Annotated in this window: 19 protein-coding genes; 14 read left to right on the forward strand and 5 right to left on the reverse strand. The window is 69.9% G+C overall.

Annotated features, from left to right (window positions below):
- The first annotated feature begins 6 nt into the window (after positions 1 to 6).
- Positions 7 to 372: an STAS domain-containing protein gene (locus ACIPPM_RS04805; RefSeq protein WP_401442973.1), complete on the forward strand. Its 366-nt coding sequence runs from the start codon at positions 7 to 9 to the stop codon at positions 370 to 372.
- Here ACIPPM_RS04805 and ACIPPM_RS04810 read toward each other — a convergent pair.
- Complete coding sequence (locus ACIPPM_RS04810; RefSeq protein ID WP_401442976.1) at positions 356 to 1705, reverse strand: MFS transporter; 1350 nt, start codon at positions 1703 to 1705, stop codon at positions 356 to 358. The genes ACIPPM_RS04805 and ACIPPM_RS04810 overlap by 17 nt on opposite strands.
- Positions 1706 to 1830: 125 nt before the next feature.
- Between ACIPPM_RS04810 and ACIPPM_RS04815 the strand changes: the two genes are divergently transcribed.
- The 6 genes from ACIPPM_RS04815 (at position 1831) to ACIPPM_RS04840 (ending at position 6904) form a co-directional block, all read left to right on the forward strand.
- Positions 1831 to 2739, forward strand: a complete 909-nt coding sequence (locus tag ACIPPM_RS04815) for a sugar kinase (protein ID WP_401442979.1) — start codon at positions 1831 to 1833, stop codon at positions 2737 to 2739.
- A 3-nt stretch (positions 2740 to 2742) separates the two neighbouring features.
- Positions 2743 to 3489, forward strand: a complete 747-nt coding sequence (locus tag ACIPPM_RS04820) for an IclR family transcriptional regulator (protein ID WP_401442982.1) — start codon at positions 2743 to 2745, stop codon at positions 3487 to 3489.
- Positions 3477 to 4088: a bifunctional 4-hydroxy-2-oxoglutarate aldolase/2-dehydro-3-deoxy-phosphogluconate aldolase gene (locus ACIPPM_RS04825; RefSeq protein WP_401442985.1), complete on the forward strand. Its 612-nt coding sequence runs from the start codon at positions 3477 to 3479 to the stop codon at positions 4086 to 4088. The genes ACIPPM_RS04820 and ACIPPM_RS04825 overlap by 13 nt, the downstream gene beginning before the upstream one ends.
- 38 nt (positions 4089 to 4126) lie before the next feature.
- Positions 4127 to 5278 (forward strand): galactonate dehydratase, encoded by a 1152-nt coding sequence (gene dgoD, locus ACIPPM_RS04830; RefSeq protein ID WP_401442987.1) that lies wholly within the window; start codon positions 4127 to 4129, stop codon positions 5276 to 5278.
- Between the two features lie 80 nt (positions 5279 to 5358).
- Complete coding sequence (locus ACIPPM_RS04835; protein WP_401442990.1) at positions 5359 to 6072, forward strand: FadR/GntR family transcriptional regulator; 714 nt, start codon at positions 5359 to 5361, stop codon at positions 6070 to 6072.
- 1 nt (position 6073) lies between these two features.
- Entirely contained in the window at positions 6074 to 6904 is an 831-nt protein-coding gene (locus tag ACIPPM_RS04840; protein ID WP_401442993.1) for a sterol desaturase family protein, read from the forward strand.
- A 1-nt stretch (position 6905) separates the two neighbouring features.
- Here ACIPPM_RS04840 and ACIPPM_RS04845 read toward each other — a convergent pair whose 3' ends face one another.
- The gene (locus tag ACIPPM_RS04845; protein WP_401442995.1) at positions 6906 to 8096 is read right to left on the reverse strand and encodes an FAD-dependent monooxygenase; all 1191 of its coding nucleotides are present in this window, start codon (positions 8094 to 8096) and stop codon (positions 6906 to 6908) included.
- A gap of 214 nt (positions 8097 to 8310) precedes the next feature.
- On the opposite strand from ACIPPM_RS04845, the gene ACIPPM_RS04850 reads away from it, so the two are divergent.
- Positions 8311 to 9159 carry an alpha/beta fold hydrolase gene (locus tag ACIPPM_RS04850; protein WP_401442998.1) on the forward strand — a complete coding sequence of 283 codons (849 nt, stop codon included), beginning with the start codon at positions 8311 to 8313 and terminating at the stop codon, positions 9157 to 9159.
- Positions 9160 to 9404: 245 nt separating this feature from the next.
- Here the strand turns inward: ACIPPM_RS04850 and ACIPPM_RS04855 are convergent, their stop codons facing one another.
- Both ACIPPM_RS04855 and ACIPPM_RS04860 read right to left on the reverse strand, forming a co-directional pair.
- A complete protein-coding gene (locus tag ACIPPM_RS04855; RefSeq protein ID WP_401443000.1) occupies positions 9405 to 10607 on the reverse strand; it encodes an McrC family protein in 1203 nt (400 codons plus the stop codon).
- Positions 10604 to 12364, reverse strand: coding sequence for a DUF4357 domain-containing protein (locus ACIPPM_RS04860; RefSeq protein WP_401444195.1), 1761 nt, complete (start codon positions 12362 to 12364; stop codon positions 10604 to 10606). Before ACIPPM_RS04860 ends, ACIPPM_RS04855 begins: the two co-directional genes overlap by 4 nt.
- 173 nt (positions 12365 to 12537) lie before the next feature.
- Here ACIPPM_RS04860 and ACIPPM_RS04865 point away from each other — a divergent pair, with 173 nt between their 5' ends.
- Positions 12538 to 14847, forward strand: a complete 2310-nt coding sequence (locus tag ACIPPM_RS04865; RefSeq protein ID WP_401443003.1) for a DUF2786 domain-containing protein — start codon at positions 12538 to 12540, stop codon at positions 14845 to 14847.
- A gap of 29 nt (positions 14848 to 14876) precedes the next feature.
- On the opposite strand, the gene ACIPPM_RS04870 is transcribed toward ACIPPM_RS04865, so the two are convergent.
- Positions 14877 to 15254 carry a hypothetical protein gene (locus tag ACIPPM_RS04870; protein WP_401443005.1) on the reverse strand — a complete coding sequence of 126 codons (378 nt, stop codon included), beginning with the start codon at positions 15252 to 15254 and terminating at the stop codon, positions 14877 to 14879.
- A 207-nt stretch (positions 15255 to 15461) separates the two neighbouring features.
- On the opposite strand from ACIPPM_RS04870, the gene ACIPPM_RS04875 reads away from it, so the two are divergent.
- From ACIPPM_RS04875 to ACIPPM_RS04895, 5 genes are all read left to right on the forward strand, one after another.
- On the forward strand, positions 15462 to 15860 hold the full coding sequence (locus ACIPPM_RS04875) for a hypothetical protein (RefSeq protein WP_401443007.1): 399 nt from the start codon (positions 15462 to 15464) through the stop codon (positions 15858 to 15860).
- Between the two features lie 550 nt (positions 15861 to 16410).
- Positions 16411 to 18567: a serine/threonine protein kinase gene (locus ACIPPM_RS04880; protein WP_401443009.1), complete on the forward strand. Its 2157-nt coding sequence runs from the start codon at positions 16411 to 16413 to the stop codon at positions 18565 to 18567.
- A gap of 113 nt (positions 18568 to 18680) precedes the next feature.
- Positions 18681 to 19100, forward strand: a complete 420-nt coding sequence (gene panD / locus ACIPPM_RS04885) for an aspartate 1-decarboxylase (RefSeq protein ID WP_401443011.1) — start codon at positions 18681 to 18683, stop codon at positions 19098 to 19100.
- Between the two features lie 31 nt (positions 19101 to 19131).
- Complete coding sequence (locus tag ACIPPM_RS04890) at positions 19132 to 19467, forward strand: GNAT family N-acetyltransferase (RefSeq protein ID WP_401443013.1); 336 nt, start codon at positions 19132 to 19134, stop codon at positions 19465 to 19467.
- 945 nt (positions 19468 to 20412) lie between these two features.
- A complete protein-coding gene (locus ACIPPM_RS04895; protein WP_401443015.1) occupies positions 20413 to 20604 on the forward strand; it encodes a hypothetical protein in 192 nt (63 codons plus the stop codon).
- Positions 20605 to 20637: the final 33 nt, after the last annotated feature.

Genomic DNA, 20637 nt, shown 5'->3' on the forward strand with positions numbered 1-20637 from the left:
GTGTCCATGTACTCCCAGCAACAGCACGACGGGGGCGGAACGGGGGTGTCCGCCTCCGAACAGCGAGGCGCGGTGTGGGTGATGGAGCTGCGCGGCGAACTCGACCTCGCCTTCATCGACCGCGTCGAGCACGCCACCGCCGACGTCCTGCGGCTCTTCCCCGGCCCGCTCGTGTACGACCTCCGGCACCTCAGCTTCGCCGACTCCCTGCTCGTCAACCACCTTCTCGCCACCCGGCGGCAGCGCCCGGTCGGTCTGATAGGCACCAACCGGTACGTCGACCGCATGCTGGAAGTCACCGGCACCGCCGAGGTGTTGCCCACCTTCGCCAGCCCGGAGGCGGCCGAGGCCGGGCTCACGCGCGCGGGGTAGCGCCCTTGGTGCGCACCGGCGCGGTCTCCGGCAGCCGCCAGGTGCACAGCGCGCTGGCGAGGCCGGCCGCCGCCATGTACCCGGCCAGGTACCAGGGCCGGTCCCCGCCCGCGCCGACCAGCAGGGTGGCGATGAAGGGTGAGGTCCCGGCGAAGATCACGCCGTTGATCTCACGTACGAAGACCAGCCCGCTGTAGCGGACCTCGGTGGGCAGCGACTCGGCGTAGAAGGTGCCCGCGACCGCGAAGATCGAGTTGAGGAAGAGGGCGAACGCGATGGTGATCGCGGTGTAGATCAGCCACGGCTCCCGCGTGTCCACCATCAGGAAGAACGGGTACGCGAAGAGCGTGATGGCCACCGCCCCGCCGATCATCACCGGCTTGCGCCCGACCCGGTCGGACAGCGCGCCCGCCAGCGGGATGGTGAGGATCGAGACGGCCGAGGCGATGGTGATGCCGAGCACGGCCGTGCCGGACGACAGTCCGAGCTGGTGGGTGAGGTAGCTCGGCAGATAGCCCTGGATCGCGTACGAGGCGATGGCCGTGGCGCAGCCGGAGCCGATCAGCAGCGCGATCGCCTTGGGGCGGGCCTTGATCGCGGCGAGTACGGGCAGCCTCTCGCGCCTGCCGCTGTCGCGGGCGGCCTCGAACTGCTCGGTCTCCGGGGCCGCGTTGCGGATCAGCAGCGCGATCACCACGACCAGGGCACTGGCCAGGAACGGGATGCGCCAGCCCCAGCTGAGGAAGTCGTCCTCGGGCAGCGTGGAGACGGCGGCGATCGCGCCGGAGGCGATGACGACGCCGATGAATTCGCCCGCGCCGGGCAGAGATCCGTAGAGACCCCGCTTGTGCTCCTGGGCCGCCTCGGTCGACATCACGTACGCGCCGCCGAGTTCGGCGCCGACGCCGAAGCCCTGCATCATCCGGCACAGCACGAGCAGCACCGGGGCCCAGATGCCGATCTGGTGGTACGTCGGCAGCAGGCCGATGGCGAGCGTGCCCGCACCCATCAGGACGACGGTGAGGATCAGCACCGGGCGGCGGCCTATCCGGTCACCGAGGTGCGCGAGGAGCAGTCCGCCGACCGGGCGGACCGCGAAGCCCAGTCCGAAGGTGGCGAAGGACGCCAGGGTGGCCGCGAACGGCGAGATCGACGGAAAGAAGATCTTGTTGAAGACGATCGCGGCACAGGCGCCGAAGAGGAAGAAGTCGTACCACTCCAGGATCGACCCGACGACGCTCGCGGCCGCCGTTCTGCGCTGACGCGCTCGGGCGGTCAGCGGCGGGCGCGGGGCGGATTCCTGGCGGGCGGATGCGCTCGTCGTCGGGCTCATCGCACTCCCTTTCACCATCGGTCGGGACGTGTGCGCCCTGCTTGTTGCAACATATGCACGCCTGTTGCGCAAGGGCTGCTAATGTTCTTCACGGCCACAGCCGCATGTCAATGGAGGGGATGGCGATGACCGGTACGACGGTCTGCCTCGGCGAGACGATGGCGCAGGTCACCCCGGCCGACGGCGAAGGGCTGGAACACAGCCGGGAGTTGCGGCTCGCCGTCGCGGGCGCCGAGTCCACGGTCGCGCAGTATCTCGCCGACCTGGGGCATCGGGCCGCGTGGGTCAGCCGGGTCGGGGACGACCCGCTCGGGCGGCGGATCGTCACGGCGGTCGCGGGGCGCGGGGTGGACGTCGGCGGGGTCCGGGTCGATCCGGACGCGCCAACCGGGGTCTACTTCAAGGACCCTGGCCCCGAGGGCACCCGGGTGCACTACTACCGGCGCGGCTCGGCGGCCTCACGAATGGGACCCTCCGACGCCGACCGCGTCGACCTGACCGGGGCTCGGCTGCTGCACCTGACGGGGATCACGCCCGCGTTGTCGCAAGGGTGCTCGGAGCTGGTGACACTGCTGATGGAACGGGCCGCGCAGGCTGGGGTGTTGGTGTCGTTCGACGTGAACCACCGCCCCGCGCTATGGAGTTCGCTCGATCACGCGGCCGTGACTCTCCGCGACCTGGCCAGGCGAGCCGACCTCGTGTTCGTCGGCCGGGACGAGGGCGAACGGCTGTGGGGCACCGCCACGGCGGAGGAGATCCACGCCCACCTCGCGCCGCGCGGCACGCTGGTGGTGAAGGACGGCGAGGTGGGGGCCACCGAATTCAGCCACGCCGGACGGGGGTTCGTCCCCGCACCCGCCGTCGAGGTCATCGAGGCGGTCGGCGCCGGGGACGCCTTCGCCGCCGGTTATCTGAGCGGACTCCTGCACGGGTCCGGCTCCGCCGAACGGCTCGCCCTCGGCCACCGCCTCGCCGGGCGCACCCTGCGCAGCATCGAGGACTATGTGCCCGCCGACACCTTGGAAGGGAACTGAGCCATGTCACAGACGGTGAGACGGGCCATCGACATCCTGGAGTTCATCGCCCGCGGACCCCGCACCCAGACCGAGGTCGGCGACCACCTCGGCGTGCACCGGTCGACCGCGCTGCGCATCCTGGAGTCGCTGACCGACGGCGGACTCGCGCGACGGCTGCCCGACGGGCGGTACGCGGTCGGGCACCGGCTCGCCGGGCTCGCCCAGCTGGCCCTGGAACAGTTCGGGCTCAAGGAGATCGCGGCCGGCCACCTGCGCACCCTCGGCGAACACTGCGGACACACCGTGCACCTGGCCGCACTGGAGGGCGACCGGATCGTCTACGTCGACAAGGTCGACCCGGTGGACGGCGTGCGCCTGTACTCCCAGATCGGCCGCCCCGTGACCCCGCACACCGCCGGTGTCGCCAAGGCGATCCTCGCCCACCTGCCGCACCCCACGGCCGAAGCCCTTCTCGCCACCTGCGACTTCGCCCCGCACACCGGCACCACGATCACCGACCCGGCCGCCTACCGGAAGGCGCTGGACGAGACCCGCGCCCGCGGCTTCGCCGTGGACGACGGCGAGTACGAGGACTACGTGAACTGCGTCGCCGTACCCGTCCGGGACAGTGGCGGCGAGGTGATCGCGGCGATCTCCGTGACCGCGCTCAGGGCGAAGGCGGACCTCACCGCGCTGGAACGGGACGTGCTGCCCGAGCTGACCACCACCGCAGAGACGATCTCCAGGGAGCTGGGATGGCGACCGTGAACCCCCTGTCCTTCGACCGGATCTTCGCCAAGGCGCCCGTGATGGCGATCCTGCGCGGGATGTCGCTGGAGAAATCCGTCGAACTGGCGTCCATTGCATGGGACTTGGGCATCGAGTGCGTCGAGGTGCCGGTGCAGAGCCAGGAGGCCGCGGAGGTGCTCGCCGCCGTGGTGGCGGCGGGCGCCGAGCGCGGCAAGCCGGTCGGGGCGGGCACCGTCACCACGGCGGAACGGCTGGCGTGGGCGGTGTCGGCCGGAGCGGCCTTCACCGTGGCGCCGGGGCTCGACGCCGAGGTGGCGCGGGCAAGCGTCGCCGCCGGGCTGCCGCATCTGCCCGGTGTGGCGACGGCCACCGACGTCCAGGCGGCACGGGCGCTGGGCCTGGACTGGCTGAAGGCGTTCCCGGCGAGCGTGCTCGGACCGGACTGGTTCCGCGCCATGCGCGGCCCCTTCCCCGAGGTGCCGTTCGTGGCCACCGGCGGCATCGACGCGTCCAACGCGGCCGCGTACCTCGTGGCGGGCGCCAAGGTCGTCGCCGTCGGCTCGGCGCTGGACGACCCCGAGCAACTCCACGCACTGGCCGACCTCTTGAAGCCCTGAACCGCACCACCCGTACGCAGACAGGAGCCGCCGCACCCATGAAGATCACCGCTCTCACGACCTACCTCGTCGCCCCCCGCTGGCTCTTCCTCAAGATCGAGACGGACGAGGGGATCACCGGCTGGGGCGAGCCCGTGGTGGAGGGCCGCGCGCACACCGTGGCGGCCGCCGTCGACGAACTCTCCGACTACCTCACCGGCCAGGACCCGCTGCGCATCGAGGACCACTGGCAGGTCATGACCAAGGGCGGCTTCTACCGCGGCGGCCCCGTCCTGTCGTCCGCCGTGTCCGGCATCGACCAGGCGCTGTGGGACATCAAGGGCAAGCACCACGGCGTCCCGGTGCACGATCTGCTCGGCGGCGCGGTACGGGACCGGATGCGGATGTACTCCTGGATCGGCGGCGACGACCCCAGCGAGGCCGCCGAACACGCGGCCCAGCGCCTCGAACAGGGCTACCGGGCCGTGAAGATGAACGTCGGCGGACGCATGCGGCACCTGGAGACCTCCCGCGAGATCGACTCCGTGCTCGCCCGCGTCGCCTCCGTGCGCGAGGTGATGGGCGAGGACGGGGACGTCGCCATCGACTTCCACGGCCGCACCTCGCCCGCCCTCGCCAAACAGCTCGCCCGCGCCTTGGAACCGCTGCGCCCCATGTTCATCGAAGAACCGCTGCTCCCCGAACTCACCGCCCAGTACCGCGACTTCACGGCCTCCACCAGCATCCCGGTGGCCACCGGCGAACGCCTCTACTCCCGCTGGGACTTCGACCCGGTACTGCGCTCCGGCATCGCGCTCGCCCAGCCCGACCTCTCCCACGCGGGCGGCATCTCCGAGGTGCGCCGGATCGCCGCCCAGGCCGAGGTGCACGGCGTCGGACTCGCCCCGCACTGCCCGCTCGGCCCCATCGCCCTCGCGGCCTGCCTCCAGGTGGACTTCGCCAGCCCGAACGCGTTCATCCAGGAGACCAGCCTCGGCATCCACTACAACGTCGGCTCCGACCTCGGTGACTACCTCGTCGACACCTCCGTCTTCGACTTCGACACCACCGACGGCCACATGGCCCGGCTGACCGCGCCCGGCCTCGGTATCGAGGTCGACGAGGATGCCGTCGCCAAGGCCGCCGAGAACGGCCACCGTTGGCGCAACCCGGTGTGGCGGCACGCGGACGGCTCCTTCGCGGAGTGGTGAGCCCGACACGGTGAGGAGAGTGACGGCCAATCTGGTCCAACCAGTTGACCAGTGCCCGGCCGTCACCCACTCTGTTCGCCATGACTCCCTTACCCGTACGGCGTGAGGCGGTCTCCGACCAGCTCCACGCCGTACTGCGCGACCGGATACTCGGCGGGGCACTCCCGCCCGGCTCCCCGCTCACCGCCGAACGTGACCTCGCGGCCGAGTTCGGGGTGAACCGGCACGCGGTCCGCGAGGCCGTGAAGCGACTCCAGCAGGCCCGGCTGGTCGAGGTCAGCCACGGTGGCCGCACCCTCGTCCTGGACTGGCGGCGCACCGCTGGGCTCGACCTCGCCCTGGGGCTCGCCGCGGCCGACACCGGCCCCACCATCGCCGAACTCACCCGCGACGCACTGGAGATGCGAGTCTGCGTCGGGGCCGACGCGGCCCGGCTGTGCGCGCTGCGCTGCTCCGACCAGGCCGCGTCGAGAATCATGGAGAGCGCGGGCCGGTACGCCGTACAGGGCCCGGATCTCGCGGAGTTGGGCGAGGCGGACGTCGCCTGGTGGCGGCTGATCGTGGAGGGCTCCGGGAACATCGCCTACCTGCTGGCCTTCAACAGCCTGGTCACCGGGGCGCTCCCGGTCGCCGAGGCACCCGACGCCCTGCGCGCCGACGAACTCCTGGACGTGGAGGCCCATGTGCGGCTCGGCACGCTGATCGCCGCCCGCGAGGCCCACGCCGCCGAACACCTCGCCCGTGAACTGCTCTCCCGCAGTGTTCCCACCGAAGCCCCGGAAGCGGTGAACTGACATGATCCCGGCCGTGGTCTACGCGATACCCGCGTTCGTGCTCCTCGTCGTCGTGGAGGCGCTGTCGTTCCGTTTCCTCCCCGACGACGACGAGCGCGGCTACGAACTGCGCGACACCGTCACCAGCATGTCCATGGGAGCGGGCAGCCAGGTCATCGGGCTGCCGTGGAAGGCGGTGACGATCGTGGTGTTCGCCGCCGCCTTCACCGTCGCCCCCTGGCACCTCTCGCCGTCCTCCCCGTGGACCTGGCTGCTGCTGTTCTTCGCCGACGACCTGGCGTACTACGTCTTCCACCGCGCCCATCACCGGGTGCGGGTGCTGTGGGCGAGCCATGTGGTCCACCACTCCAGCCTGCGCTTCAACCTGTCGACCGCGCTGCGGCAGAGCTGGACGCCGATGACGACGCTGCCGTTCTGGCTGCCGCTGGCGCTGCTCGGCGTACCGCCGTGGATGATCCTGCTCCAGCAGTCGGTCAGCCTGGTCTACCAGTTCTTCCTGCACACCGAACGGGTGGACAAGCTGTGGCGCCCGGTGGAGTGGGTGTTCAACACCCCGTCCCACCACCGCGCGCACCACGGCTCCAACTACGTCTACCTGGACCGCAATTACGGCGGCATCCTCATCGTCTGGGATCGCCTGTTCGGCTCCTTCGAGGCCGAGGGGGAGCGGGTGGTCTACGGCCTGACGAAGAACATCGAGACCCACAACCCGCTCCGCGTCGCCTTCCACGAGTACGCGGCCACCTGGCGCGACGTCCGCACGGCCCGCACCTGGCGGGACCGCGCCGGCTACCTGCTGGGCCCGCCCGGCTGGGCGCCGGCGCCGCGCTGACTCAGACGATCGGCGGCAGCGGCCGGTCCGTGTCGGCGACACGGGTGAGCCGCGCGGCGACCGGTGCGAGGAGCGGCGAGGTCAGGGACCTGACGACCAGCGTGCGCAGGGCCAGCCCGAGCCGGGTCCGGGGGTAGGCGGCCCGTACGACTCCGGGCGGGAGTTTCTGCACGTCGTCCACGAGGGGCCGCATCCACCGCTCGTACGCGGTGAGGGCGGACTCGGTGGATGCGTGGGACGACAAGCAGGCGGCGAGGACATAGCCGCTGGTCAGCGCGAGCGAGGCGCCGCCGCCTCCCATCGGGGTGACGCACCAGGCGGCGTCGCCCGCGAGGCAGACCCGGCCACGGTGCCAGGTGGGCATGCGGATCTGGGTGAGATGGTCGACGTACACGTCCTCGGAGGCGTCGAACCCGTCCAGGACACGCGCCGTCTCCCAGCCCGCGTCGGCGTACCGGGCGCGGACCCGCGCCAGCGCCTGGTCGCGGTCGAGCGAGGCGAGGTCCTCGTCGCGGGGGTAGGACAGGATGGCGCGGGTGGTGCCGTGGTTGTCGGGCCGTAGGTGGACCTGTCGGCCGCCGACCGTGCTGTACCAGCGCCAGCGGTCGTCGTCACCGGCGGTGCGCGGGATGGTCCCGAACACCATGTTGACCCCGAGCGCACGGCGGTCCACCAGCCCGTCGAACAGCCGGTCCCGCGTGGCCGAGCGCACGCCCTCGGCGACGACGAGCAGGTCGGCGCGGAGGACCCGGCCGGATGCCGTGGTCAGGGTGATCGACTCGTCCTCCTCGATGGTGTCGGTGATCGGGTCGCCGTAGACGATCTCGACGCCCGGAGGCAGGTGATCGAGGATGGCGCGGGCGAAGTCGCCGCGCAGGATCTCGAGTTCGGCGGTGGCGCCGTCCGGCCCGGCGGGCAGTTCGGCGGTCACCTCACCTCGCCCGTCCACCAGGACGGTGCCGGTCTCGGTGGTATTGAGCCCCTTCACCACGTCGAAGAGCCCCATCCGGCCCAGCACCTCACGCGCGACACCCCGGACATCGACGTTCTGCCCGCCGTCGCGGAAGCCCGGCGCCCGTTCGAGCACGGTGACGTCCCAGCCGGTGCGGCGCAGCCAGTAGGCGGTGGAAAGCCCGGCGATGCTGGCACCGGAGACGACGGCGTGCGGGGTGCTCGTGATGTGGTTGCTCACGGACACCACTTCGGCGCGAGGAGGGCGGCCGGATGCGGGTAATTGATCATTTTCGGCGAATTTCCTGCTGTTGAAATAGGCCGGGAAGGTGTTTTGCTGGCTCGCGGCTCACCCTGGCGGGGGCGGTGTGCCGAAGGCCGGTCGCATAGCGTGGCCGCTTGCCGCTGATCCGCTCCCGACCTCTCCATTTCGCACGAGGACCGAGGAGATGAGAATGGCGGAAGTGCGCCTTGCGGCGGGGACGGTGGAGTACCAGGACACCGGCGGCACTGGCCCGGTGGTGGTCCTGCTGCACGGCGTCGCGATGGACGGTTCCCTGTGGCGCAACGTGGTGTCGTCCCTGAGCGCGGACTTCCGCTGTGTGATCCCGACACTGCCCCTCGGGGGGCACCGCACTCCCATGCGGCCGGACGCCGATCTGTCGATCCCCGGCGTGGCCCGGCTCGTCGCGGAGTTCCTGGACGCCCTGGATCTCACCGACGTCACCTTGGTGATGAGCGACTGGGGAGGGGCGCAGGCCCTGGTGGCGCTGGGCCTGGACCAGCGGATCGGCCGACTCGTGATCACGTCCTGCGAGGCGTTCGACAACTTCCCGCCAGGTGTGCCGGGTGCGAACCTGTACATGTCGGCGAAGATGCCGGGAGGCATCAACCTCGCCTTCAGGCTGCTCAAGGCGAAGCCGATGCGGCGGCTGCCCATGACCTGGGGCTGGATGACCAAGCGACCCGTCCCGCACGAGGTGATGGACGCCTGGTTCGCGCCTCTGTGGGGCTCGGCGGAGATCCGCCGGGACCTGCGCAAGTACGTACTGGGAGTCCCGCCCAAGGAGGAACTCCTCAACTGGGCCGAGAAGCTGCGGGACTTCGACCGGCCCGCGCTGGTGGTCTGGGCCGCCGAGGACAAGGTAATGCCGGTCGACCACGGGCGCAGGCTCGCCGAGCTGCTGCCCAAGAGCGAACTGGTGGAGATCGCCGACAGCTACACCCTCATCCCCGAGGACCAGCCGGAACGCCTCGCCGAGCACATCAGATCGTTCCTGCTCACGGGAAAGGCCACCACCTGACTCCACGGCGCCGACCGAAGGCCGGTGCCGCGAGGCACCGGTGCGTGCAGGTCGACATGACGGACGCCACGAACGCGGCCGATCCGCTGGGTGGGCAGAACGGCTCCCTCGGGGAGCGGCCGGCCGCACTACGGGCGGAAGAGCGGCACGGCGTGCCGCTGTCCGGGAGGCATCGCCTCGGCCGCCGACCTGTGAGCGCGTCGACCGGGAGACCCTGACCACGGCGACGGAGACCTTCATACGCGCTAGGTGTTCACCAGCCGGTCGGCGACCTTCTCGATGTCCGCGAGCAGCCCAGCCGGTTCCTGGTCGAGGTCGAGGGCATGCTGATGGATGACGATGCCCGCGTGACGTACCTGGTGAGCGGCGTGCGGGGCGTTGCCCTTCGCGTACACCAGATGTCCTTCCGGCAGACCGAGGGCCGTGCAGTAGGCGAGCATCTGATAGAGGTCGGCGTCCGGGAAACCGTGCCGCTTCTCCGCCTTGTACTTGGCGTCCACCACGCCACACGGCGACCCGTCCGCGCCGTACAGCACGAAGTCGGGCCTCATGCGGATCGAGGCTGCCAGGTCGAGGTGGTGCGGGTCCTGAAGCCGGGCCGTGTGACCGGTGCCTCGGAACGCGTCCCGCAGGGCCACCGTCACGAAGTCCTCGAAGAGCTTGTTCATGTCGAAGAGGAATCCGTCGATACGGAGGCCACCCGGGGCGTGCTCGACGGAGGAGCCGTCCAGCACGAGCCGGGCGAGGTGCAGGGCTTGGTGGTAGCGGGAGTTGAGACGGGTGGGGTGCCAGTCCGGGACACATCGACCGCGCACGATCGCGGTGACATCGGCGAGGCGGGCGCGCTGGTGAAGGAGCCTTCGACGGACATCGCGGGGGACGCCGGGCAGGCGCAGGAGACGCTCGACCGCGGTGCGCAGGATGCGGTTCTCCGCGACGTCGGTGGTGAACTCGTCGTACGCCACTTCCACGGGCAGGGTCGCGCCGAAGCGCCGCCGGATCTGTTCGGCCTCCCGAACGCGACCGCGGACGACGAGGGCCGACTCCTCCGTCTCCCGGTACCCCTGCAGCAGACCTTGCCGCAGGGCCCGATCGACCTGCCGTTCCACGGAGTGGGCGAGTGCCGGAAGCAACTCCGGATGCTCCGCCACATCGACCATTCCGTCCCGCTGGCCCTTTTTCGGGTCGAGGCTGTAGCCGATCAGGAAGAAGAGGCGGGCGACGGGAACCTTGGAGGTGATCCGCACAGTGACCGGTTCGGCAACTCCGGGCACGGTGACGGACACCGCCCCCACCTTGCTGCGCGCCCGCAGCGACCACCGACCCGGGGTGTACGGATCCGGGGCCGCGTCCACGATGTCCCCGGCTGCCAGTGCCCGGCCGAGGGCTTCCGGCAGGGTGATGCTCACGGCCGGCGCATGCTCGACCAGTGCGACGGTGGACGTCACCCGAGGGACTCTGTCAGTGCTGCCAGGCCGTACCGCTTCTCGATGTCGATACCCTCCCCGTAGTGGTGTTCCTCGAGCAGCGGAAGGATCTTGGTCCGCCAGGTCCGCTGCAAGCCGTCCTCCTTGTACACGCCCTTCTTCATCAGGTAGGACGGCCCGATCCGGAAATCGGGTTCGTCGATACGGGAATTGAGCGCATCAAGCAGATCGGCGGCCTCCGTGTCCTTGCCCTCCTTGGCCAGCCAGCGGCGCAGCAGGCCGCGTGTCGGCTCCGTACGCGGTGACAGTTCGACGAAGGCGAAGCGACGCCGCATCGCCGCGTCCACGAGGGCGATGGACCGGTCGGCGGTGTTCATCGTGCCGATGACGAACAGGTTCGGCGGCAGCGCGAAGTCGTCGCCGGAGTAGGTCAGCCGAACCGACTTGTTGCGGTACTCCAGCAGGAAGTACAACTCGCCGAAGACCTTGGCCAAATTGGCACGATTGATCTCGTCGATGATCAGGAAGTGCGGGATGTGCCGGTTTCCCTCGCGGGAGGCGAGGTCGGCGAGTTCGCGCAACGGGCCCGCGGTGAGCCTGAACGCGACCTCTCTGGTCTGTGGGTCCTCCTGAGGCCGGAAGCCCTCGAAGAAGTCCTCGTACGCGTATGAGGGGTGAAACTGCACGAGCTTCACCTGCTCGGGTCCGCCACCGAAGAACTCGGCGAGCTTCAGCGCCAGGTAAGTCTTACCGGTGCCGGGCGGCCCGTACAGCACCAGCTGCCGTTCGTCCCAGAGCAGATCGCGAACTTCACGCAGCCACTCGGTGTCGTGGACGAGGAGTTCCGCAGCCAGAGTGTCCGTCGGCTCGGGCAGCTCCAGCTCTCGGCGGGCGGTGAGCGCCGGGATCTCCATGCTCGGGTCACGCTCTATCGCCTCCGCCTCCTCGACCAACTCCTGGTCGGTCAGGCCGAGACCCTCGATGTGGGCTTGGACGGAGGTGAGGTCGACGACATCGTGCTGGCTGGACAGCTTCTGCTGTAGCTCCTCGGGAAGTTCGTCGTACGGGTGCCCGCTCGGCTGCCACTCCACCGGTCGACGCAGGTTGGACCGCCGGTCCTCGGACTGATGCTGCTCCGGCTCGCCGGTGACTTCACCGACGTACAAATGCCCGCCGGAGATGGTACAGACGGTGTCGCCCGGCTTCATCCGGGAAAGGAAGGCGTGCAGGTCCTCGACCAGTGTCTGCTGTCGGCTGTAGGTGGCCGTGGACTCGTAGTCCTCCTGGATCAGGGTGCGCAGCTCGTCCTTGCCGATGCCTTGCCGGACGCCTTGGCGCAGGCGGGTGGCGGCGAGGGTGACGAGTCCCTCCGGGAGCCAGAGGCGCTGGACCAGGTCGAGGCCGGTGACGTTCGAACCGCGCACCAGCCATGGCCTGTTGGGTACGGCCGGTGATTGTCCGAGCCAATCGATGAGCGACACGCCATCGGGGGTCTTCCATACTCCCCAGCCGTTGACACTGCATCCCATGAGGATTTCGGCGGCGGACGACGGCGAGGTGCACTCGATGTCCGACATGGTCTCCAGGCATCCGGGCCAACGGTCAGATCTGCGGATCACCCCTGTGTCGATCAGTTGCTGGCGCGTGTAGTACGACGGCGGCTTCCGCGTCGCGAACGAGGGCACGGTGTTGGCCCGGACCGGAGATCCCGCCAGCACGACGAACTTCCGGCTTCCCTTCGCGCCCCTCTCCGTCAGCAGCCGTCCCCGGGCCACCATCCTGCCGTTCGGCAACCTCAGCCGGAACTCCGGGTCGTCAGCCACGGAAATCCCCCCTCACGCCCACTGGTTCGATCTTGCCTGCAGCGTACTGGCCCCCACTGACAGCCCGCCCCCCCGTTTCCACCACCCGGCTTTCCTAGAATGTCCTTTCGCATCCGGGAGGGGATCACATGGCAGTGAGCGGTACGGACGGGCCGGCGGAGAAGGAGTTCCGGCAGGGGCGGGCGGACTGGCTGGAGATCAGGGCCGGGGACCTGGCCGCCGTGCTGGAGACCGCCGGACCCCGGCTGTACAAGCTGCTTCCCACTGACCTCGGAGACCTGACACTGGTCGCGGCGGTGACGGTCGCCCGGGTGGCTGCGGACGAGGCGCGGGCCCAGTCCGTGGCCGGGACCGCCGGGTGGCTGGAGCGGCTGATCCCCCGGGGACACCTTCATGATTTGGAGGGGGCGGTACGAGAACTCCGGTCCCGGCTCGCGGTGAGCGGCGAACCGGCCCTGTGGTCCTGGAACACCGAGGGCTGGGAGAAGATGCTGCTGTGGCGGTGGAGGTGGTCGCAGCAGGCCACTGACGACCTGGCACATGACCTCGCGGAGTGGCGGGTGCGCTGGTCGGCGGACATCCCGGGGATGGGCGCCGTCGATCGTCCGGAGTGGGCACCACGTCGACACGGCAGGCAACTTGTCACACCCACGGAGTTCATCGCAGGCGAGCCTGAGCCGCTGAGACTGCTGGCGCAGGCCGTGTTGGACGAGCCGGGCACGGCCGCCGCGGTCCAGGACGCGGTGCTGGTGCGGGAGGAGCATCTCCAGGGCGCGCGGCACCTGGCATGGCTGGTCGAACAGGAGGCCCGCGTCGAACAGCTCGAAGCGTGGTGCCGCAGGCATCACGCCGCAGGTTCGGAGCCCACCCGGGCATTCCTCGCGGAGCTGTCCGAAGCGGGCAAGAGATACATGTCGCTCGTGCTCCGGCCGGTCATCGACGCCCTCTCTGCTTGTGAGCGTGCCCTGTTCGACGACAGCAGGCACGGTGCGCGGCGTTCCGCCGTCGACTACCTGGACGCGTTCCTCGACGCGCAGGAGCAGCCGGGCGCGGAGGCCTGGCAGGACGAGCGACTGAGCGCGGACGTCGAACGGCAGGTGCGGGAACACCATGAGCTGGGTGAGACGACCTGGCACGGCATGCTCGGCACGGTCCCCGTCTGGTACCGCATCGTCATGTCCCGGGAGGAGAGGGCAGCAGCGCTGGCCTACTCCGGGAAGCCGTCGAGGTCTATCCTCCGGGTCCGGACCGGCGCGGCGACCCGGAGCCTGCTGTCCGACCTCTTCGGGGGCCGGAGCGACGAGAACGAGGAATGGTATCCCGAGCCAGGCATCGAGATCGACTACACCTCCGACAGCGCCTTCGACCTGTGCGGTCTGCTGGCGGTAGCCCAACTCGGATACGCACGACTTGAGTTCATCGTGGCAGGCGCCGACGGGCGTTTTCAGCGGCTCCGCTCGGTCCGGGCGCGAGTCCGTGAGGACGATACCGTCGCCTGGCGACGCTGGGCGCTCGAGGTGCTGTCGGAGCTTGTCCCGGACCCGGAGGACCTGGCGGACTTGATCGCCCGCGAGGGCGAGGACGGCCCCGAGGACGAGAGCGATGCGGAGGACGCCAGGACCCGCTCTGACGACCGCGTCGCGACCGATTCCGGTACGTCCGCGCCCGCTGCTCGGTCCGCGCGTGACGGACTGCCGGAGGCACTGCTCGGCAAGGTCAGGGGGCTGCTGCGGAAGGCGGAGAACTCAGGCGCCACCGAGGTGGAGGCGCACGCGTACCTCGACAAGGCCACCGAACTGATGGCCAAGTACGGCATCGAGCAGGCCATGCTCGACGACGTGGCCGAGCCGGAGCGGCCGGTGGACCGGATCGTCGATCTCTACCCGCCGTACGTCAAGGAGGGGCGCCGGCTGCTCGCCAGGATCGGCCACGAGATGCGCTGCCGTTCCGTATATCCCGGTGGCAAGGACAATCGTCACCGTGTCCACCTCTTCGGTTTCGAGACCGACCTGCAGGCCACCGAGGTGCTGTTCGCGAGCCTGCGCCTGCAGATGCTGGACGGCGCGGACCGGGCGGACTGCCTGCACCGCCCGGAGCGAGAGGACGCCCGTGCCTACAAGCGTTCCTGGATGCTCGGGTTCATCCGTGAGGTGACCGCACGGATCGGTGCCGCCCAGCAGGCCGCGAAGGTCACCACGGAGGAGGGAACCGAAGCAGGTGGGGGCGGGGCGAGCGGCCGCAGTGTTGCTCTGGTCCTCGCCGACCGGACGGCGGTGGTCGAGGCGCGCCTCGCGGGCAAGTACCCGACACTGGACAAGGCCCGCCCGACGAAGTTCAAAGGCACCGGCTATTGGCAAGGGGTCGCCGACGGGCGGGACGCCGACATCGGCGGCGCGGCCTTCGAAGAGGAGGACCAGGCTGCGAAGCTTCCCTGCTGAACTGTTGCTGACCGCGCAGCGTCCAGCGGTCAGCGCAGCACCGAGCCGACCCACGCTGTCGCTTGTGCGGGCGTGACGCAGGTACCGATACCGAGGACATGGATGACGCCCAACATGCCATGGAGCCCGCGTACTTGCAGAGTCCGCCGGGCGAGCAACTGGTGGACGTCGGCCGCGCTCACACCATGGCGCTCGTAGCGCTTGTATTTGGCGTCCACCGGCAGAAGCGTGGAAGGCGTTCCGTTGCGACCGGGGCACCTGAGCAGGAGGTCGGAGCGGAAGGCCGAGACGTTTCCCAGGTCTCCGTGGACGGTGATGCCGCTTCCGCCGGGTACGGCGTGGCCGCCGTAGGGACCGACAGCCTCGGCACCGAGACGGCGGACGACGGCCTCCCAGAGCGTGGGCATGGAGTGGGTGCGGTCCAGCGCACGGAGTGCCGCGGCGGGGGTGGGGGCGTGTGGAAAGCAGTCGGCGCCGCCACCGTGCGCACATGACGGTTTCCGGGATGTGGCCAGGTCGGTCGACTTCCTGTGTGTGCGGCAGGGAGGCTGGCACCATGCTCAGCAGGGCGAGATCGTTCCTACGTAGCGGGCACGACGGCGGCGGGAGAGATCGTGCAGGATTGGATCTACACCCTCAATCCGAACAAGGACACCTTTGACGGAGAGCTCTCGGACAAGGAGACCGTGCGCCACCTCGCTCACGAGCATCCCGAACTCGAACTCTGGCTGAGCCGACGCAACCGCATGTACCCGGGCGACCGCCTGTGGTTCTTCTTCAGCCAACCGGAGGCGGCGGTCGCGGCGGTGGCCGAGGTCGACAACGAGCCGCACGAGGACCCCGGCGATCCCGACTTCGCCTACCGGGTCGATGTGACTCTGCTGCCCGAGCCCACGGACTTGTTGTACGGCGATCCGGTGAGCCGGGACGAGTTGGAGCTCGGCCAGGTCCGGTCCGTGCAGAAGGTCAAGCCGGGCGCGTTGAAGGTCCTGCTGGAGAGGGCCGGTCTGTGACGCGATCGTCCCGGGCGGCAGGGTCCCGCCTTTGAGGAGCAGGCCGAGGTGCCCAACTCGGCCAGTAAGCCGAAGGGTCAAAAATTCCGGGATCTCGTCGTGGGTCGACCAGATCCCGTCCCGCACGTCTGGTCGAGGTCAAGCCCTCAGTGAGCCTTCGGGGTCGTCCTTGCTATCGGTGAACTCCTTGCCACCGACGAAGGCCGCCTGCGCGCGCGAGCCGGTCGGGAGTCGACGGGGTGCGACGGACTGTTGTGCGAGGGGCGCCAGTACCCCTCTGCCGCCGGTCGAAGATCCGGTACTAGAGTGTCTCCGCTGATGAGGGGGGCTTCATCGCACGGCCGTCGACTGCGCGCAAAGGCGAGTCTCCGGTCGGTCACAAGCTTGCCGACGCCTGAAGTCGGCCGCGTCGCACCGTCCCGATCGGTACGTGAAGGCGCAGAACACCAGGGGGATGCATGACCCGTCAGCACGGTCCGCGATGTGATCTCTGCGGACGGACGGTGTCGGCCGTACGGCCGTGCCCGGCACCGAGGAGTGCCCTGTGCCGGTGAGCCTGCCCGAACGTATCGGCCCCTACTGGCCGATACGGCACCTCGGAACCGGCGGCATGGGCACGGTCTACTACGCGATCGACCCCGACAGCGGACGTCCGCTCGCTGTCAAGGTCCTCCACCAGGGCTTCGCCGACGACCCCGCACACCGGGCCCGCTTCCACCGGGAGACCATCACGCTCCGCCGGGTCACCGGCCCTTACGTCGTACCGCTGATCGACGCCGACCCCGATGCCCCGCTGCCCTGGCTGGCCACCGCCTACGTGCAGGGCAACACCTTGCACCAGCACGTCCGGGACACCGGGCCTCTGCGAGAGGACAACCTGCTGACCTTCGCGGCGGCCGTCGCCCACGCGCTGGCCTGCATCCACGGAGCGGGGATAACCCACCGCGACCTGAAGCCGACGAATGTCCTCCTGGCGGCCGACGGGCCCCACGTCGTGGACTTCGGTATCGCCCATCACCTGGACGCCACCGCCATTACAGCGACATCGGTGACGACCGGCACCCCCGGCTGGATGGCTCCGGAGCAGCTCACCGACGGCACTACCCTTCCGGCCTGCGACATCTTCTGCTGGGGGCTGCTCGTCGCCTACGCCGCGGCGGCGGCCCACCCCTTCGGTGTCCCCACCGGTATCAACCACCGCATCATCAGTGCCACGCCCTCGTTCCAGGGCGTGCCCGACGCTCTGCTGCCCCTCGTCCGTGAGGCCCTGCACAAGGACCCCGCCCAGCGACCGAGCGCCGCAGAGATCGCCGAACGGGCGGCTGCCGTGTACGGACCGACGGGGACCGCAGTCTTCCCGACCATGGCTTACACGCGGTCCCTCGAACGGGCCGACTCCGCCGTCACCGTGCCGCTGGATCGCATGCGCTGGAACGTCCCTCTGCCCGCCGGGCCCTCCTCCGACGAGGAATCCGTGGGCAAGGACTTCGGGGACGATGAGGAGACCGCCGCCCCGCCGGTACCCCCAAACCCCCCTCTCCGGCAGGCGCCCGGAGCGTCGGCGTCATCGGCGACCGCGCAGAACGCACGACGGGATGTTCCCCCAGTTCCTTCCTCTTCGCAGGTTCCTGCACCGCCCCCCGCCGCCTCGGGGGTCACAGCTCCCCGGCTCCGTACGCGGCGCCGCCGGAACGTCCTCTACGCGGCGGCCGCCGCCGCGGTGCTGGGCATCGTGGCTGGTGCCGTGGCGGCCGGCAACAGCGGGACCGGAGACGCTGCCCGGCATCCCGCAGCGGGCCCGACGGCTGAGCCGAAGCGGACAGCGGCGAGCCAACAGCCGATCGTCGCATCACCCTCCGTGTCCGAGTCTCCGAGTGCCGAGAAGACCGCCGAACAGGAGCCGGAACCGGTGGCCCTCTTCGGGGGCCTGCGGGTCACGCTCTCCGCCGACTCGGAACTGGAGTTCATCCGACCGGACGACGAGAACGTCGACCCTTCAGGAGCCACCGCCGTCACCAGCGCCAGCTTCGCCCTGCGCGGGGACTCCGAGACCGGCGTGCGTCTCATGTATTCTCCGGGCCTGACGCTGGATCAGATCAAGGAGGGCCAGACGGAATCCGGCTCCATGTGGTCCGTCGAGAGTGAGGACAGTGACACCGTCACGGACGAGTCGGTGATTTCCGTGAAGGACGGTCCTCTGAAGAATGTCGGCGGCAAGAAGGCCATGAGCTGGACATTCGACACGGATGTGCTGCCCGACTACGACGGCTCCCGCAAGAGCAGCCACCGCGTGTGGTGGCTGCCGTACAGCAAGTACCTGTTGTACGCCTACGGGAAGCACGACAAGGCCGCCGAGGCGGCGGTGGACGAACTGATCGAGGGCATTGGCTTCGAGGCCACGGAGATGCCGCGGGACTGCGCCGACGCCGTCGTGGCCCTCGACGCGGCCGCCGCCGGGGGTGAACAGACGGACGACCACGGGGCCCTGGCCAATTGCCGCGATGCCGCGGTGGACGGCGCCGAACAACTTGATCCGGGGACGGTGCACACCAAGACGGAGGCCGCGTGTGTCGCCCTCGTCGAAGCCTACGGTGGTTACGGTTCCTACCCTGCGTACGACGAGGCGAAGGCCTACAAGGAGCTGCGCCCCTGGTGCGACGTCCCCGGAGAAGTCAGCAATCCGCGCCTGCCGGACCGGACCCTCTGACGCCTGGCGAAAGACCGAGATCGCTGACCGTCCATTCACGTCGTTGTACCCTGCGGACACGGCCCTTGACCTGCGACACGCGGGCAGGGAGCAGACCGATCGGGAGTTCCTCCATGCTGCGCACCATGTTCAAGTCCAAGATCCACCGAGCCACCGTCACCCAGGCCGACCTGCACTACGTGGGATCGGTGACCATCGACGCCGATCTGCTCGACGCCGCCGATCTGCTGCCCGGTGAGCTGGTGCACATCGTGGACATCACCAACGGGGCCCGGCTGGAGACGTACGTCATCGAGGGGGAGCGGGGGTCCGGGGTGATCGGGATCAACGGGGCCGCCGCGCACCTCGTGCACCCCGGTGACCTGGTGATCCTCATCAGCTACGCCCAGGTCTCCGACGCCGAGGCGCGGGAGCTGAAGCCCCGGGTCGTGCATGTCGACGCGGACAATCGCATCGTGTCCCTCGGCGCCGACCCGTCCGAGCCCGTACCCGGTTCCGACCAGCGGCGCAGCCCGCAGGCCGTGTCGGCCTGACCATGGACGACGACCAGGAGCGTGTATGCCCATGAGTGATGTCGAGATCCGTGACGACCGGGCGGCCGGCCGTCTGGAGGCCGTCGCCGGAGGTGAAGTCGTCGGGCACATCGAGTACTTCGTGCTGGAGTCGCCCGCGCGCGCCCTGGTCCCCGTTCACACCATTGTGGAGCCCGCTCACGAAGGCAAGGGCATCGCGGGGTCGCTCGCCCGTGAGCTGTACGCGCTCGCCGGGCGGGAGGGCGTGGCGGTCGCGCCGTTGTGTCCGTACGTCGTCTCCTGGGCCGAGCGGCATCCCGCCGAGGCGCCCGCCGCCGATCCCGCGCTGGTCGCCGCCGCGAAGGAGCGGCTGCGCGCCGGTCGCTGATCGCGGGGGAGTGGGGCGGGGCCCGACGGGTACCCGGAAGGTGGTCACCACGAAGTACGGCGACCGCACGGAGGCAGTCATGACCCAGCCGAACCCCGACCCCGTACCCCCGGCACCCGGCCCTGGCCCCGGACCCACCCCGCCGGACCCGTACCCGACGCCGGTACCGCCGCCCCAGCCCGGCCCCGAGCCGACACCCCCGGCCCCCGAGCCGACGCCGCCCGGTCCGGGTCCGGTACCTCCGGGTCCCGCCCCGTCGCCCATCCCGCCGGGCCCGGAGCCCGTCCCCAGCCCGGAACCGGGTCCCCCGCTGACCCACTGAGGGGCGAGTTCCGGCCGAGTGCCCGTGTGGGCGCGACTCCCTCCACGGAGTCGCGCCCACATGTGCGTCAGTCAGTCAGAGGGCGCTTGCCCCGAGCCGTCGGAGGCTTCCTCACGCCTCGACCTCGTTCCGCTGTGGAACGACCCTTCGTTGTCCATACGCCGGTGAACCCCCGCCCGACCACGACCGACTACGACCACGCGGGCCGGGCAGCCAACGTCACCGGCGGCCTGGGCGCCGCTGTTCCCGCGGCACCTCCGGGAGCACCGTCACCGGAGCGTACGACCAGCTCAGCCGCCGCTCTCTGTGTGGACGGACGTCCACGTATGCTCTGATCGCCCCGAGGATTCCCCCCGGGGGCTATCAGAGCCGCTGACAAAGACGAGCCAACGGAAGCCGCCCTCGTGAACCAGGACCGGGTAGTCCAGATTGCAGCGGACCGCGTGCGCACCCTCGCGCCGCAGCAACGTCACCGGCCTCCCGAAGGCGCGTGGGCTCAGCCTGGTGGACGGGGCTGTCCAGGGCGTCACACCAGCCACAGCGAGATCATCCCAGCCGCCTTACTGTCCGATCCGAAGAGTCGAGCGCCATCGAGGGGGCCGATAGAGATGGTCGCAGCACGCATGGCAGCAGCAGTGCTGATCACATGGGCCGCGCTGATCGCGCTCCTGCTTGCGCCGTCGCCCCTGCCGGAGCATTGGCGCTACTACATCTACTCTCCGGCGAGCGTGGGCCTGTGGCTGCTGGCCATGCTTGTCGCACCCGTCGTGGTCTGCACCGTCAGGTGGTCATGGATCAAGTCGGGCGGCAGGTGAACCCCGACTCGCACACCGCTGACCTGTTCGGCG

It is taken from the genome of Streptomyces sp. NPDC090119 (genome assembly GCF_044747085.1).
GTDB lineage: Bacteria > Actinomycetota > Actinomycetes > Streptomycetales > Streptomycetaceae > Streptomyces.

Excerpts from the sequence above, each read along its gene's own strand:
- ACIPPM_RS04815 (WP_401442979.1), top strand. The coding sequence starts at position 1,831 with ATGACCGGTACGACGGTCTGCCTCGGCGAGACGATGGCGCAGGTCACC.
- ACIPPM_RS04890 (WP_401443013.1), top strand. The coding sequence starts at position 19,132 with ATGAGTGATGTCGAGATCCGTGACGACCGGGCGGCCGGCCGTCTGGAG.
- ACIPPM_RS04805 (WP_401442973.1), top strand. The coding sequence starts at position 7 with ATGTACTCCCAGCAACAGCACGACGGGGGCGGAACGGGGGTGTCCGCC.
- panD (WP_401443011.1), top strand. The coding sequence starts at position 18,681 with ATGCTGCGCACCATGTTCAAGTCCAAGATCCACCGAGCCACCGTCACC.
- ACIPPM_RS04860 (WP_401444195.1), bottom strand. The coding sequence starts at position 12,364 with ATGGTGGCCCGGGGACGGCTGCTGACGGAGAGGGGCGCGAAGGGAAGC.
- ACIPPM_RS04850 (WP_401442998.1), top strand. The coding sequence starts at position 8,311 with ATGGCGGAAGTGCGCCTTGCGGCGGGGACGGTGGAGTACCAGGACACC.
- ACIPPM_RS04865 (WP_401443003.1), top strand. The coding sequence starts at position 12,538 with ATGGCAGTGAGCGGTACGGACGGGCCGGCGGAGAAGGAGTTCCGGCAG.
- ACIPPM_RS04810 (WP_401442976.1), bottom strand. The coding sequence starts at position 1,705 with ATGAGCCCGACGACGAGCGCATCCGCCCGCCAGGAATCCGCCCCGCGC.
- ACIPPM_RS04840 (WP_401442993.1), top strand. The coding sequence starts at position 6,074 with ATGATCCCGGCCGTGGTCTACGCGATACCCGCGTTCGTGCTCCTCGTC.
- ACIPPM_RS04870 (WP_401443005.1), bottom strand. The coding sequence starts at position 15,254 with ATGCCCACGCTCTGGGAGGCCGTCGTCCGCCGTCTCGGTGCCGAGGCT.
- ACIPPM_RS04835 (WP_401442990.1), top strand. The coding sequence starts at position 5,359 with ATGACTCCCTTACCCGTACGGCGTGAGGCGGTCTCCGACCAGCTCCAC.
- ACIPPM_RS04825 (WP_401442985.1), top strand. The coding sequence starts at position 3,477 with ATGGCGACCGTGAACCCCCTGTCCTTCGACCGGATCTTCGCCAAGGCG.
- ACIPPM_RS04820 (WP_401442982.1), top strand. The coding sequence starts at position 2,743 with ATGTCACAGACGGTGAGACGGGCCATCGACATCCTGGAGTTCATCGCC.
- ACIPPM_RS04895 (WP_401443015.1), top strand. The coding sequence starts at position 20,413 with ATGGCAGCAGCAGTGCTGATCACATGGGCCGCGCTGATCGCGCTCCTG.
- dgoD (WP_401442987.1), top strand. The coding sequence starts at position 4,127 with ATGAAGATCACCGCTCTCACGACCTACCTCGTCGCCCCCCGCTGGCTC.